The organism is Pseudomonas sp. YuFO8 (assembly GCF_035065025.1).
In the GTDB taxonomy this organism is placed as follows: domain Bacteria; phylum Pseudomonadota; class Gammaproteobacteria; order Pseudomonadales; family Pseudomonadaceae; genus Aquipseudomonas; species Aquipseudomonas putida_AE.
This window is the reverse complement of the sequence record NZ_JAXDEQ010000044.1, coordinates 21,525-35,594: the sequence shown is the minus strand read 5'-3', so window position 1 is coordinate 35,594 and position 14,070 is coordinate 21,525. Positions and strand designations below refer to the sequence as shown.

Genomic DNA, 14,070 nt, shown 5'->3' with positions numbered 1-14,070 from the left:
TCGTCCCACCTATCTCCTGACACTCACACCTTCAGGAGAATGCTGTGTTCAACCCGTGGTCCCACTCGCTTTCCGTCGCCGTTGCCCTGGCCACCCTGGCAGGCCCTGGCCTGTCACAGGTGCAGGCGCAGACGCAAACCCTGCCATTCAATCTGCCCGCCGGCCCGCTCGCCAGTACCCTCAATGCCATTGCCAGCCAGAGCGGACAAATCATCTCGCTGGAGCCGGCGCTCGTGCAGGGCAAGCAAGCACCGGCGGTGAAGGGCCAGATGTCCGCTGAAGAAGCGATGCAGCGGGCGTTGACAGGCAGCGGCCTGCAATTGCGGGTGACCGCCCAGGGCAACTTCAGCGTCGAGCCAGCCGCCACCGACAGCGCTACGCTGCAATTGGGCGCGACCAATATCATCGAAAACAGCAACGACGCCACCACCGAAGGCTCGGGCTCCTACGCCGCCCGGGCGGTGACCATCGGCAAGGGCACCCACACCCTCAAGGAAATCCCGCAGTCGGTCACCGTCATGACCCGCAAACAGATGGACGACCAGGACCTCACCGACCTCAAGGACGCCGCCAACAAGACCACCGGCCTGGTCGGCGTCCAGGGCGTGGGCAAGGGCATGATCCTGACCTCCCGCGGTTTCCAGATCGATGACTGGCAATATGACGGCGTGCCGATCCCGCGCAACACCTACGCGCTGGGTAACTGGGCCACCCAGGACCTGATCTTTTTCGATCGCATGGAAGTGCTGCGCGGCGCCTCCGGCCTGCTGCAGGGCACCGGCAGCCCCGGCGGCGCGATCAACCTGGTGCGCAAGCGCGGCCAATACGCCCCTACCGTAACGGTTACCGGAAAGGCCGGTTCCTGGGATCACTACGGCCTGCAACTGGACGCCGGCGGGCCCTTGAACCAGGCCGGCACCATTCGTGGGCGTTTCGTCGCCGACGAAGACCAGAGTGACTCGTTCATCGACTACGAATGGAGCAAGACCCACTCGCTGTACGGTTCGCTGGACTTCGACCTGCGCGAGGACACCACCCTGGGCCTGGCAGTCAGCTACTCCGATGCCGAGTCGCGCCCGATGATCCGCGGCCTGCCGCGCTATTCCGACGGCAGCCCCCTCGATGTGTCGCGCTCCACTTACACCGGCGCGCGCTGGAACCATTCGGACATCGATGTCACCACCGTCTACACCGATCTTGAACACCACTTCAACGACGACTGGGCCTTCAAGGTCGGCGCCGTGCGCATGACGGAAAACAACAAGTCGAAAAACCAGCGGCTGCAAAGCAGCGGCGATGGCCTGGAAGCCGACGGCAGCGGCGTGCAGTACGCCGACTTCGTGACCGATTTCGACGCTACCAAGCTCGGCCTGGACATGAACCTCATCGGCCACTTCGACGCCTTGGCCATGCAGCACGAAGTCATGATCGGCGGTAACTACTCCAAGTACACGTCCGACGACAAGTTCGCCCGTACCTTCAATAACAGCACCGACACCATCTTCGGCATCGACCACGACCGCCCGGAAATCAGCTACGACGGGATACTCAATACCCCCGGCGGCCGGGCAACGCCGAGCAAATACGACATTCGGCAAAAAGGCCTGTACGGCAGCTGGCGGGTCAAGCCGATCGAACCCCTGACCCTGGTGCTCGGCTCGCGGGTCAGCTGGTACGACTACAGCTACAAGTCATGGAGCCAGCTCGCATTCAGCGACGTGGTCAACGCCGACCCGGAAAGCACCGCCAACGAAACCGGGGAAGTCACGCCCTACGCCGGCATCATCTATGACCTGAACCGCGAATGGGCGGTGTACGCCAGCTACACCGACGTGTTCGAACCCCAGGCACTGCGCGACGCCAGCGGCAAGATGCTCAAGCCGGTGATCGGCAGCAACTACGAAGTCGGCCTCAAGGGCGAGCTGATGGACGGCCGGGTCAACACCTCCCTGGCGCTGTTCCGTTACGACCAGGAGAACCGAGCGCTCAACGACCTGGCCTCGGGCTTCGCCTGCGACGGCTGGTACTGCTCGATTGCCGCGGGCAAAGTGCGCAGCCAGGGGCTCGACGCGGAAATCAGCGGCGAAGTGCTCACCGGCCTGCAGCTGTTTGCCGGTTATACCTACAACACCACCAAGTTCCTCGACGACCCGGAAAACGAAGGCAAGGTCTTCAGCACCTGGACACCCAAGCACATGCTGCGGGTGTGGAGCGATTACCAGTTCAGCGGCGACTGGAACCGTGTCAGCACGGGCCTGGGCTTCACCACCCAAAGCCATACCCTGGGCTATGAACACACCTACGACGTGCCGGGTTACACCGTCTGGAGCGCACGCGCCGGCTACCAGCTGACGCCGGAGATCGGCCTGGCGCTGAACGCCAACAATCTGTTCGACAAGCACTACTACACCGCGGCGTACAACCAGCTGAGCGGCAACAACAATTTCGGCGAACCGCGTAACCTGATGTTCAGCGTGAAGTACACCCCGGAGTTCTGACACTGAACACCAGGCTCAACACAGGGAGGATCCGATGGGTTCGAGGGTTATTTATCCGACTTGATGGAGGTCCAGACCCGGGTCCGCACCCTTTCCAGCTTCTGCGGCAACGGCTGCACGACGTACAGGGTTTTCAGCGCCTCAGGTGTCGGCGTCAGGTTCGGGTTGCCGGTGATTTCCTTGTTGATCAGAGGCAACGAGTCCGTGTTGGCATTCGGGTAACCGAGGAAGTCGCTGATCGGTGCGATGACTGTCGGGTCGAGCAAGGTGTTGAGGAATTCGTGGGCTTCCTCGACATTCTTCGCGCTTTTCGGAATGGCAAAGGTGTCGAACCAGATCGGCGCGCCCTCCTTCGGCAAACGCCAATCGACCACCACCCCATTGCCCGCTTCCTTGGCGCGATTGCCGAACTGGTAGAAGCTGCCGGAGTAGCCGATGGCCACGCAGATATCACCGTTGGCGATATCGGTCATGTACTTGGCGGAGTTGAAGTAGGTGACATAAGGGCGAATCTTCAGCATCAGCGCCTTGGCTTTTTCGTAGTCATCGGGGTTCTGGCTGTTCGGGTCCAGCCCCAGGTAATGCAGGGCCAACGGCAGTATCTCGGAAGGCGAGTCGAGCATGGCGACACCACAGGCCTTGAGCTTCTCCATGTTCTCGGGCTTGAACACCAGGTCCCAGCTGTCCACCGGTGCATTCTCGCCCAGCGCGGCCTTGACCTTGGCCGGGTTGAAGCCGATCAACACAGTGCCGTACATGTAAGGCACGCCGTACTGGTTGCCGGGGTCGTTCTTGTCCAGCAACTTGAGCAGGGCCGGGTCCTGGTGCTTCCAGTTGGGCAGCTTGGACTTGTCCAGTTTCTGGAACACACCGGCCTTGATCTGGGTTTCGATGAACTGGTTCGACGGCACCACCAGGTCATAGCCGGAGTTGCCGGTCAGCAGCTTGGCCTCCAGGGATTCGTTGGTGTCGAAGGTGTCCCAGGTGACCTTGATGCCGGTCTTGTCGGCGAAGTCCTTGGGCACGGACGGCAGGATGTAGTCCGCCCAGTTGTACACCCGCAATTCGCGCTGCTCGGCTTGTACGGCACTGGCCAGCAGTGTCAGCCCGCAAACGGTGGCACCCAATAGGCGTTTGATTGTGTCCATGGATCAATTCCCCAAGTCAGCTCGATGGTTTTTATGTGCTGTACGCGGCAGTGCCCGGCAAAACCGCCAAGGGCAAGGAAGATCAGGTTCGTATTTATCGATGGGGAGGCGGGTGCGCACCCGCCTCCGGTTCCGATTCTTGCCCACCGCCCGGCCGGTTCATAGCGCGGGGTTGGCCAAAAGGAGATCGAAATGGCCATTATCGGTGTCCGGGCAGCGCCTCCTCCTCGGGGTATGGCCACTCCACCGCATGGCTCGCGAGGTAGGCGCTGACGGCAGCGTTCAAGGTCGGATAAAACGCCGACTCGCCAAACCGCTCGAACAACCCGAAGCGCTTGAGCTTGTCCTTGACCGGGTCCTTCATCTCGGCCAGGCGCAACTCGATGCCCGCCGCTTTCAAGGTGTCATCCAGCTCGGCCAACATGTCGGCGCTGGTCACGTCGACGCTGGTGACCGGTTCCGCCGCCAGCACCAGCCAGCGCACGGGGGTTGGCGATGCGGCCACGGCGTCCAGTACCCGCTCGTGAAACAGTTCGGCGTTGGCGAAAAACAGCGAGGCATCCCAGCGAAAGATGACCAGGCCGGGAATCAGCCGCGCGTCCGGGTAGCGCTTGATGTCGTGGAAGCCCCTGACCCCTCGCGCGCGCCCCAGTACCGCAGAGTATGGGCGCCAGCCATCCCAGAGGAATTCGATGACCGCAATCAGGATGGCCAGGCCGATGCCCTCGATCGCCCCCAGCACGGCCACGCCCACCGTGCAGACGATCGACAGCCAGAACTCCCAGCGCTGCATGCGATAAATGCGCCGCAGGTCGGTGATCTCGATCAGGCCGATGGCGGAGGCGATCACCACGGCAGCCAGGGCACTGTTTGGCAGGTCCTGCAACAGGTTCGGTGCCACCACCAGCAGCAAGGCAACCGCTACCGCGCCGACGACGCCGGTCAACTGGGTCTTGGCGCCAGCGGCTTCGGCCACGGGCGTACGGGAGGAACTGCTGCTGATCGCAAACCCCTGGAACAGTCCGGCGGCCAGGTTGGCGATACCCAACCCGACCATTTCCTGGTTCGGGTCGACATAGGTGCGGGTGCGCGCCGCGTACACCCGCGAGAGCACGCTGGTGTCGGCGAAGGACACCAGGGCCACGGCACCACCGCCGATCAGGACCGGCACGATATCGGCGCTGGTGATCCAGGGAATGGCGAACGACGGCAGGCCCTGGGGTAGCGGGCCGAGGACCTTGACCCCCGCCCGCGCCGCCAGGTCCAGCACATCCACCGCGATCGTCGCACCGGCCACCGCGATCAGGATCCCGGGTACGCGCTTGTGGCCCTTGAGCAGCAGGATCACCACCAGGGTGCCGGCACCGACCATGAACGCGGTCCAGTTGGTTTTGCCCTCGCTCAGCGCGCTCGCGATGGCCCACAGGTTTCGCAGCGGCCCCTCGGCATCAATGGAAAAACCGAAGAACTTCGGTAACTGGCTGATCAACACCGTCAGCGCAATCCCGTTCATGTAGCCGTAGCGAATCGGCTTGGACAGCAACTCGGTGATGAAACCCAGGCGCGCGATGCCGGCGAGGATGCACACGGCCCCCGAGACGATGGCCATCATTCCCGCCAGGGCGACTGCGCGTTGGGGATCACCGCCCGACAGGGGCAGGACCACCGCGAGAATGACGGCCGCCAGCGAGGAATCCGGCCCCAGCACCAGGATCCGGCTGGGACCGAACAGCGCATAGGCGATCAGTGGCACGATGGTGGCGTACAGGCCATAGATGCCCGGCACCCCCGATGCGACCGCATAGGCAATGCCCACCGGCACCAGCATCGTGGTCAGTACCAGCCCGGCCATCAGGTCGTGGCGCAACCACGCCACGTGGTAGCCGCGCAGCGTGCGCAGTCCGGGGAACCAGCGGCCCCAGCCAGCCTGGTCTTCGCTGGTGTCACGGCGCACGATACGGCCCGGTTCCGCCGCGGGCGGGGAAGCGTCTGGCTGGCTCATGGGACAATGGCCCCCGGGTGCGTAACCATCAGTACTTCTCGGCGATCCGCTTCAGCGGATAATCCGGCTCGCGATAGCCCCCCGGCTTCTGCCGCTTGGGCAATACCACCTTGTCCCGCGCCACTTCTTTATAGGGGATGCGGCTGAGCAGATCGCTGATGATGTTCAGGCGTGCCCGGCGCTTGTCGTTGGAGTTGGCCACGAGCCAGGGGGCATGCTCGCTGTCGCTCGCCTCGAACATGGCGTCGCGCGCTCGCGAGTAGTCGAACCAGCGGCTGTAGGACTTGAGGTCCATGGGGGTCAGCTTCCAGATCTTGCGACCATCCTTGATGCGCGCTTCGAGTCGACGGGTCTGTTCCTCGGGGCTGACTTCCAGCCAGTACTTGAGCAGGATGACCCCCGAATCGACAATCGCGCGCTCCACGTGGGACACCGATTTGAGGAAGAGGTCCACCTGCTCCTGGGTGCAGAAGCCCATCACCCGCTCGACGCCCGCGCGGTTGTACCAACTGCGATCGAAGATCACCACTTCGCCCGCTGCGGGCAAGTGCGGCAAGTAGCGCTGCACGTACATCTGGCTCTTCTCTCGATCGGTGGGCGCAGGCAATGCCACCACCCGGAACACCCGCGGACTCACGCGCTCGGTAAGGGCCTTGATCGTGCCCCCCTTGCCGGCGCCGTCGCGCCCCTCGAACACGACGCAGATCTTGATGCCCTCGGCTTTCACCCATTCCTGCAACTTGACCATTTCGACGTGCAACAGGCGCAACTGCTCAAGGTAATCCTTGTTCTTCAGCTTCTCGTCTTGCGCGGAACGCCCCTTGGGCGCGCCCTTCTTGTCCTTTGCCATGACCCAGCCCCCACTCTTGCTTGAGTAATTGACCTTTGACTTGCCCGACCAACGGCATGAGTCTAGTTCATGGTTCAAGGTAGCGAAGACCGCGCCTGCGACTTAATCTCCGAGCCACTGCAATCATCCGTGGGACGCCTCGCCACCTGGCATCCCGTCGCTGGAACGAGGAGTTGAAGAATGCCCCTGACACTCTATTACCACCCGCTTTCGTCGTTCTGCCACAAGGTACTGGTCGCGCTTTACGAGCATGGGATCGACTTTGAGAGGCGAATCATCGATCTTTCCAGCGAGGAAGACCGGGCGGAACTCTCGGCGTTATGGCCCCTGTGCAAATTCCCGGTCATCCGCGATGACGCGCATCCGAACGGGTTGGCGGAGTCGAGTGTGATCATCGAATACCTGGACCGGGCTTATTCGGCCCAACACTGCCTGCTGCCCGGCGACTGCGATACCGCGCTGCAAGTGCGCCTGTGGGACCGTTTTTTCGACCAGTACGTGCAGGGGCCGTTGCAACGGATAGTCGCCGACCGCCTGCACGGGACGAACGGCGACCTGACCGGGGAACGGGCCATGCTCGCCACGGCGTACGGCATGCTCGAGCGCCAGCTGGCCTCGCGAACCTGGGTGGCCAGCCCGGACTTCAGCCTGGCCGACTGTGCCGCCGCGCCGGCCCTGTTCTATGCCAGCACGCTGGTACCCTTCCCCGACGGCCACCCGCACTTGAGCGGGTATTTCGACAGGCTGACGCAACGGCCATCCTTCCAGCGCGTCATCGACGAAGCCAAGCCCTGGTTTGCCTTCTATCCGTTTGCCGAGGCCATACCCCAAAGGTTTCGCTAGCGGGCGTGCCCGTTGAAAAAACTTCCCCAATGTCGGGGGTACTTTCTCCCGGACGGTTGCGAGTGTGGCGTTCCCGGCCTATGGTCCAGACACAACAATTTCACGACTGGCGCGATGATTCGCCGCCGTCTTTTTGTCCATCCATGGTGCTAGCGCAACGAGGTGAAGACATGCCCAACGACTCCCGCCCTGCCGTACTCGAACTGATCGGTAACACGCCACTGGTACGCGTCAGCCGTTTCGATACCGGACCCTGCACGCTGTTTCTCAAGCTCGAATCACAGAACCCCGGCGGTTCGATCAAGGACCGCATCGGCCTGGCGATGATCGATGCCGCCGAACGCGATGGCCGCCTGCGACCCGGTGGCACCATCGTCGAAGCCACGGCCGGCAACACCGGCCTCGGCCTCGCCCTGGTCGGCCGCGCCAAGGGATACCGGGTGGTGCTGGTGGTACCGGACAAGATGTCCACCGAGAAGGTCTTGCACCTCAAGGCCATGGGCGCCGAGGTGCACATCACCCGTTCCGATGTCGGCAAGGGCCATGCGGAGTACTACCAGGACGTCGCCGCGCGGCTGGCGGCGGAAATTCCCGATGCGTTCTTCGCCGACCAGTTCAACAACCCGGCCAACCCCCTGGCCCACGAATGCAGCACCGCGCCGGAGATCTGGGCGCAGACCCAGCATGATCTGGACGCGATCGTCGTCGGTGTCGGTTCGGCGGGCACCCTCACCGGCCTGACCCGCTTCTTCAAACGCGTGCAGCCGGATCTGGAAATGGTCCTGGCCGACCCGGTCGGTTCGGTGATGGCCGAATACAGCCGCAGTGGCACCCTCCCCACCCCCGGTTCCTGGGCGGTGGAAGGTATCGGCGAAGACTTCATTCCGTCGATTTGCGACCTGTCCAGCGTGCGCCACGCCTATTCGATCAGCGACGAGGAAAGCTTCGATCATGCCCGCCAATTGCTGAAGGCCGAGGGCATTCTCGGCGGTTCGTCGACCGGCACCCTGCTGGCGGCGGCATTGCGCTACTGCCGCGAGCAGACCCAACCGAAACGGGTGGTCAGCTTTGTCTGCGACACCGGTACGCGCTACTTGTCGAAGGTGTACAACGACCAGTGGATGAACGATCAGGGCCTGCTGCAACGCAAGTCCTACGGCGACCTGCGCGACCTGGTCGCGCGGCGCTTCGAGGATGGCCGGGTGATCAGCGTTGGCCCCGACGACACCCTGCTCACCGCGTTCCAGCGCATGCGCCTGGCGGATGTGTCGCAACTGCCGGTGCTGGTCAACGGCAAACAACTGGTCGGGGTGATCGACGAGTCCGACATCCTGCTGGGCGTGCATGAAGACGTTAAGCACTTTCGCAAGACCGTCTCCAGCGCCATGACCGACAAATTGCAAACCCTTTCCCCCGGCGCCTCACTGGCGGAACTGGAGGCGGAACTGGGTCGTGGGCTGGTGGCGATCATCCAGGATGCCTCGGGTTTCCACGGCCTGATTACCCGAACCGACATGCTCAATCATTTGCGGAGATCCCTGCCATGAGTCAGCACGATGAACATGCCCCGCCACGGGGCTTCGCCACCCGCGTGATCCATGCCGGGCAGACGCCGGACCCTTCGACCGGCGCGCTGATGCCGCCGATCTACGCCAACTCCACCTACCTGCAACAGAGCCCCGGGGTGCACAAGGGCCTCGACTACGGGCGCTCGCACAACCCGACGCGCTGGGCGCTGGAACGCTGCGTGGCCGACCTCGAAGGCGGCACCCGGGGCTTTGCCTTCGCCTCGGGCCTGGCGACCATTTCCACCGTACTGGAGCTGCTCGACGCCGGCTCGCACGTCGTCTCCGGCAACGACCTGTACGGCGGCACCTTCCGCCTGTTCGACAAGGTGCGCCAGCGCAGCGCCGGGCACCGCTTCAGCTTTGTCGACCTGACCGACCTGGCGGCGTTCGAAGCATCCCTGCAGGACGACACGCGCATGGTCATGGTCGAGACCCCGAGCAATCCGCTGCTGCGCCTCACCGACCTAGCCGCCATCGCCCGCACCTGCCGCGACCGGGGCATCATCTGCGTGGCCGACAACACCTTTGCCAGCCCGTGGATCCAACGTCCACTGGAACTGGGCTTCGACATCGTGCTGCACTCCACCACCAAGTACCTCAACGGCCACTCCGACGTGATCGGCGGCATCGCCGTGGTCGGGCAGAACGCCGAGCTGGCCGAACGCCTGGGTTTCCTGCAGAACGCGGTGGGCGCCATCGCCGGGCCGTTCGACGCCTTCCTCACCCTGCGCGGGGTCAAGACCCTGGCGCTACGCATGGAACGCCACTGCAGCAACGCACTGGAACTGGCGCAATGGCTGGAACGCCAGCCGCAAGTCGCCCACGTCTACTACCCGGGCCTGCCATCGCACCCGCAGCACGAACTGGCGCGCCAGCAGATGCGCGGCTTCGGCGGGATGATCTCCGTCGACCTGAACACCGACCTGGCCGGCTCCCGGCGCTTCCTGGAAAACGTGCAGATTTTCGCCCTGGCCGAAAGCCTGGGCGGGGTGGAAAGCCTGATCGAGCACCCGGCGATCATGACCCACGCCACCATCCCCGTGGAAACCCGCGCGCAACTGGGCATCGGCGATGCGCTGGTGCGGTTGTCTGTTGGGGTGGAGGATGTCGAAGACCTGCGCGCAGACCTGGCGCAGGCGTTGGCACGGATTTAGGAGTTGCCTTCTCGGATCACCGCATCGCAGCGATGGCTGGCATAACGGCCACCATCGATCGCCAGCAAGCCGGCTCCTACAGATCTGTGTCACACCACAAATTCAACACACACCCGTAAATCCCTGTAGGAGCTGGCTTGCCAGCGATGGCGGCATAACGGCCACCATCGATCGTCAGCTAGCCGGCTCCTACAGATCTGTGTCACACCACAAATTCAACTACCCCACAAACCCTGTAGGAGCTGGCTTGCCAGCGATGGCGGCATAACGGCCACCATCGATCGCCAGCAAGCCGGCTCCTAAAGAGGCGCGTTGTGCCTCAAAACATTTCCCCCGCAGGCCTCACCGATTATGATTGAGCGTTAACGTCCATCAGGTCTGGCTCATTTTTCGGATAACACGACATGTCCCAACTCGATACCTCCCTGCAAGACACCGCCGCGCCCGATGGCGTGTGCTACGGCTGCGGCAGCAGCAATCCCCACGGGCTGCACGTCAAGAGCTATTGGCATGAAGACGGCGTGCATGTCATGGCCGAGCACGTGCCCGATGCCAAATACTGCGGCTGGCCGGACCTGGTCTATGGCGGGCTGATCGCCATGTTGGTCGATTGCCATTCAAACTGGGCGGTCATGGCCTATCACTACCGCGCGGAAAACCGTGAAGTCGCGAGCCTGCCGCGGATAAATTGCGTCACCGGCAACCTCGGCATCAAGTTCATCAAGCCGACGCCCATGGGCATCCCGCTCACCCTGCGGGCGCGGGTGGAAGGTGAAGTCGGGCGCAAGACGCGAGTCATCTGTGAAGTCTTCGCCGGGGACGTGCTGACCGCGGTGGGCGATTCCATTTTCGTCCGGGTCGATACCGCGCAACTGGCAGACAACGCCCACGGGCGCTAGGTGCAACGGTCGCGGGTCAATCTTCTTCCATGAGCGCGGTGATCCGCCCGGACCTGTACGCGGCCAGTAGCGCGGCATAGTCCTTGGCATTCTGCTTGGCATAGGCCACGGCAAACGTGCCGATGGCCTGGTCATGGGGCAGCGACAGGCGATAATCCTGCAGCGCCTCGCGGGTTCGCTGCTGGAAGTCCGGTTCGTTCACATGAAAAAGGAGTTTTGCAATGAAACTCAGACATTCCCTGGCGGCGCTGATGGTCTGCGCCAGCCTGTTCGGCTGCACAAGTTCACCAAACCAGAGCGTGTCGGTCACCCTGGTCGCCACCCGGCAGAACACCGGCCAGATCGGCAATGTCGCATTGTCCGCCTGGGACCAGCAAACCGGACTCAGTTTCTTCATCAGCGGAGTGCCAAGCGGCGCCGCCCTGCCCCTGCGCCTCTACAGCTTCATCAATAAAGGCAGCTGCGAGCAACCCGGGCCCGTCGCCTACGCCATGAATGACAGGGTCAACACCGAGCGCCAACCGATTCGCGGCTGGACGTTCTCAAGAAGCGTGCCCGTGGCCTTGCCGGTCTTGCTGTCCGGTGACTATCACGTCGTCGTGCGAACCGCAGCGACGGATGGCAATGTCGATATTTTCTGTGGGGATATCAAGCATCAAGACCCGGTGAAGTAGCCGCCACGGAGTTCACACCGGCGAAATCGTCGCCAGGATGCCGATCAGAATGGTCAACACCAGGAAACCACCGAGGAAAAACGCCATCTTGCCCATAAAGCCTCCAACATTTCGAAAATACGGTGCACCGCGGCCAAGGCGGCGAAACTTGCCGTTATTGTGGGGGTTGGGCTGAATGCATAACAGGGGCAGAAAGCGCTGGAAAATACGGATCAGATGGAACTGATGAACTGATGAACTGTAGGAGCGAGCTTGCTCGCGAAAAACCTGAGCACGCTGCGGTGTGTCAGGTTTAGAGCGTTATCGTTGACGACCTTCGCGAGCAAGCTCGCTCCTACAGGAGAACCGGGAGAACCGGGAGAACCGGGAGAACCGGGGACAGTAGGCACAAAAAAGCCCACCGGCCATCCCTGGCGCAGTGGGCTTGCTGATCAGGCGCTCAGTTACAGCGCCATGTCTGCCGCAGCATTCTCTTTCGGTGCCTTGGCCTTCTCAGCCTCGACAGCCGGAGCAACGGCCTGGCCAATCGCCGGTGGCGGAGTCAGTTCCAGCACCTTGGCGGTGTAGGCCCATTCCTCGGCAACCTTTTGCGGGTTGGCGTTGAGCTGGGTGCCATAGCTCGGTACGATCTGGTGCAGTTTTTCCTGCCAGGCCGGGGTCGCGACCTTGTCCTTGAAGACTTTCTGCAGCACGGTCAGCATGATCGGTGCGGCAGTCGAAGCGCCTGGGGATGCGCCCAGCAAGCCGGCGATGCTGCCGTCTTGCGAAGCAACGATCTCGGTGCCCAGTTTCAGCACGCCACCGGCGGCTTCGTCACGCTTGATGATCTGCACGCGCTGGCCGGCTTGCCACAGGCGCCAGTCTTCGGCCTTGGCGTTCGGGAAGTACTCCTTCAGGGCGTCGAGGCGGTCTTCATCCGACAGCATCAGCTGACCGGCAAGGTACTCCACCAGCGGGTATTCCTTGATGCCAACCTTGGTCATCGGCCACACGTTGTGCGTGGTGGTGGTGGTCAGCAGGTCCAGGTACGAACCTTCTTTCAGGAACTTGGTGCTGAAGGTCGCGAATGGGCCAAACAGGATCACGCGCTTGCCATCCAGCACGCGGGTGTCCAGGTGCGGAACCGACATCGGTGGTGCGCCAACCGACGCTTTACCGTAGGCCTTGGCCAGGTGTTGCTCGGCGATGGCCGGGTTCTCGGTCACCAGGAACGAGCCGCCTACCGGGAAGCCTGCGTATTCCTTGGCTTCAGGAATGCCCGACTTCTGCAGCAGGTGCAGGGCACCGCCGCCGGCGCCGATGAACACGAACTTGGCGTCGGTTTCGGACTTGCTGCCGTCCTTCAGGTTCTTGTAGCTGACGCGCCAGCTGCCGTCGGCGTTCCTGGTGATGTCCTGCACTTCGCTGGACAGCTTCAAGTCGAATTTCGGCGTGGTTTGCAGGTGCGCAACGAACTGGCGGGTGATCTCGCCGAAGTTCACGTCGGTGCCGATCGGGCTCCAGGTGGCCGCGACTTTCTGGTTCGGGTCACGCCCTTCCATCATCAGCGGGACCCACTTCTTGATCACGGCCGGGTCTTCGGAGTACTGCATGCCGGCGAACAGCGGGCTCGCCTGCAGGGCTTCGTAGCGCTTTTTCAGGAACTTGATGTTGTCATCGCCCCACACGAAGCTCATGTGCGGTGTGGAGTTGATGAACGAACGCGGGTTCTTCAGCACGCCTTGCTGAACCTGCCAGGCCCAGAACTGCCGGGAGATCTGGAACGCCTCGTTGATTTCAACGGCCTTCGGGATCGACACGTTGCCCTTGTCGTCTTCCGGGGTGTAGTTCAGCTCGGCCAGGGCCGAGTGACCGGTACCGGCGTTGTTCCAGCCGTTGGAGCTTTCCAGGGCGACGCCGTCGAGGCGCTCGATCATTTCCATCGAAGTGCCGGGTTCCAGCTCGTTGAGCCACACACCCAGGGTCGCACTCATGATGCCGCCGCCAATCAGCAGCACGTCGACTTTCCTGGCTTCTTCGGCCTGGGCTGTCGTCATCCCCAACGACAAGGCCAGCCCCAGCAGGGCCGTGTTCACTTTCTTAAACATCTGTAGCACCTATGATAAAACGCCATCCGCCCCTCCATCTGCAATCGCGAGCCGCTTGTTCACGGCATTCAGGCAAGTCTGCCGCGGGTTCTCGCACATGATGTCTGGAGGGTGGGCACGCAAGGCCGATTGAATGCATCGACCCCAGTTATATGTCCCTACTGAACTGACTTCTTATCTTTTTTGGCTTCAGCTACTTGAGCGACAGTGATTCTGCTCGCCCGTCTCAAGGACAGGAAAACTGAATGGATCAAACCAAGTTGTTGCCAAGAATATCACGACAAGGCCAGCCCGCGCGGGTTGGTTGCCGTGGATGGGTGTCTATACTCAGTGGTCACCAGTTGAAC

General features: G+C 62.5%; 11 protein-coding genes and 1 pseudogene. 6 read left to right on the top strand and 6 right to left on the bottom strand.

From position 1 onward, the window contains the following. Positions 1 to 44 precede the first annotated feature (44 nt). Positions 45 to 2,498, top strand: a complete 2,454-nt coding sequence (locus SOP95_RS26835; protein ID WP_323608894.1) for a TonB-dependent siderophore receptor — start codon at positions 45 to 47, stop codon at positions 2,496 to 2,498. A gap of 47 nt (positions 2,499 to 2,545) precedes the next feature. On the opposite strand, the gene SOP95_RS26830 is transcribed toward SOP95_RS26835, so the two are convergent. From SOP95_RS26830 to ppk2, 3 genes are all read right to left on the bottom strand, one after another. Then, entirely contained in the window at positions 2,546 to 3,646 is a 1,101-nt protein-coding gene (locus SOP95_RS26830) for a polyamine ABC transporter substrate-binding protein (RefSeq protein ID WP_323608893.1), read from the bottom strand. Between the two features lie 199 nt (positions 3,647 to 3,845). Next, positions 3,846 to 5,648 carry a SulP family inorganic anion transporter gene (locus SOP95_RS26825; protein ID WP_323608892.1) on the bottom strand — a complete coding sequence of 601 codons (1,803 nt, stop codon included), beginning with the start codon at positions 5,646 to 5,648 and terminating at the stop codon, positions 3,846 to 3,848. A gap of 28 nt (positions 5,649 to 5,676) precedes the next feature. Beyond that, a complete protein-coding gene (ppk2, locus tag SOP95_RS26820; protein WP_274078052.1) occupies positions 5,677 to 6,498 on the bottom strand; it encodes a polyphosphate kinase 2 in 822 nt (273 codons plus the stop codon). Positions 6,499 to 6,678: 180 nt separating this feature from the next. On the opposite strand from ppk2, the gene SOP95_RS26815 reads away from it, so the two are divergent. The 4 genes from SOP95_RS26815 (at position 6,679) to SOP95_RS26800 (ending at position 10,962) form a co-directional block, all read left to right on the top strand. Continuing rightward, positions 6,679 to 7,341, top strand: a complete 663-nt coding sequence (locus SOP95_RS26815) for a glutathione S-transferase family protein (protein ID WP_323608891.1) — start codon at positions 6,679 to 6,681, stop codon at positions 7,339 to 7,341. Between the two features lie 170 nt (positions 7,342 to 7,511). Further along, entirely contained in the window at positions 7,512 to 8,888 is a 1,377-nt protein-coding gene (locus SOP95_RS26810; protein ID WP_274078050.1) for a pyridoxal-phosphate dependent enzyme, read from the top strand. Beyond that, the gene (locus SOP95_RS26805; protein WP_323608890.1) at positions 8,885 to 10,063 is read left to right on the top strand and encodes a trans-sulfuration enzyme family protein; all 1,179 of its coding nucleotides are present in this window, start codon (positions 8,885 to 8,887) and stop codon (positions 10,061 to 10,063) included. The genes SOP95_RS26810 and SOP95_RS26805 overlap by 4 nt, the downstream gene beginning before the upstream one ends. A 404-nt stretch (positions 10,064 to 10,467) precedes the next feature. Further along, on the top strand, positions 10,468 to 10,962 hold the full coding sequence (locus tag SOP95_RS26800) for a PaaI family thioesterase (protein ID WP_323608888.1): 495 nt from the start codon (positions 10,468 to 10,470) through the stop codon (positions 10,960 to 10,962). Positions 10,963 to 10,978: 16 nt separating this feature from the next. Here the strand turns inward: SOP95_RS26800 and SOP95_RS26795 are convergent, their stop codons facing one another. After that, complete coding sequence (locus tag SOP95_RS26795; protein ID WP_323608887.1) at positions 10,979 to 11,164, bottom strand: hypothetical protein; 186 nt, start codon at positions 11,162 to 11,164, stop codon at positions 10,979 to 10,981. A 19-nt stretch (positions 11,165 to 11,183) separates the two neighbouring features. Between SOP95_RS26795 and SOP95_RS26790 the strand changes: the two genes are divergently transcribed. Then, on the top strand, positions 11,184 to 11,636 hold the full coding sequence (locus SOP95_RS26790; RefSeq protein ID WP_323608886.1) for a hypothetical protein: 453 nt from the start codon (positions 11,184 to 11,186) through the stop codon (positions 11,634 to 11,636). A gap of 236 nt (positions 11,637 to 11,872) precedes the next feature. Here SOP95_RS26790 and SOP95_RS26785 read toward each other — a convergent pair. Together SOP95_RS26785 and mqo are read right to left on the bottom strand one after the other, a co-directional pair. Beyond that, positions 11,873 to 11,962 (bottom strand): annotated as a pseudogene (locus SOP95_RS26785) (outer membrane lipoprotein carrier protein LolA); the annotation flags it as partial. A 117-nt stretch (positions 11,963 to 12,079) separates the two neighbouring features. Then, a complete protein-coding gene (mqo, locus tag SOP95_RS26780) occupies positions 12,080 to 13,723 on the bottom strand; it encodes a malate dehydrogenase (quinone) (protein WP_274077812.1) in 1,644 nt (547 codons plus the stop codon). Between the last annotated feature and the right edge of the window lie 347 nt (positions 13,724 to 14,070).

Excerpts from the sequence above, each read along its gene's own strand:
- SOP95_RS26800 (WP_323608888.1), top strand. The coding sequence starts at position 10,468 with ATGTCCCAACTCGATACCTCCCTGCAAGACACCGCCGCGCCCGATGGC.
- SOP95_RS26825 (WP_323608892.1), bottom strand. The coding sequence starts at position 5,648 with ATGAGCCAGCCAGACGCTTCCCCGCCCGCGGCGGAACCGGGCCGTATC.
- SOP95_RS26805 (WP_323608890.1), top strand. The coding sequence starts at position 8,885 with ATGAGTCAGCACGATGAACATGCCCCGCCACGGGGCTTCGCCACCCGC.
- ppk2 (WP_274078052.1), bottom strand. The coding sequence starts at position 6,498 with ATGGCAAAGGACAAGAAGGGCGCGCCCAAGGGGCGTTCCGCGCAAGAC.
- SOP95_RS26810 (WP_274078050.1), top strand. The coding sequence starts at position 7,512 with ATGCCCAACGACTCCCGCCCTGCCGTACTCGAACTGATCGGTAACACG.
- SOP95_RS26815 (WP_323608891.1), top strand. The coding sequence starts at position 6,679 with ATGCCCCTGACACTCTATTACCACCCGCTTTCGTCGTTCTGCCACAAG.
- mqo (WP_274077812.1), bottom strand. The coding sequence starts at position 13,723 with ATGTTTAAGAAAGTGAACACGGCCCTGCTGGGGCTGGCCTTGTCGTTG.
- SOP95_RS26790 (WP_323608886.1), top strand. The coding sequence starts at position 11,184 with ATGAAACTCAGACATTCCCTGGCGGCGCTGATGGTCTGCGCCAGCCTG.
- SOP95_RS26830 (WP_323608893.1), bottom strand. The coding sequence starts at position 3,646 with ATGGACACAATCAAACGCCTATTGGGTGCCACCGTTTGCGGGCTGACA.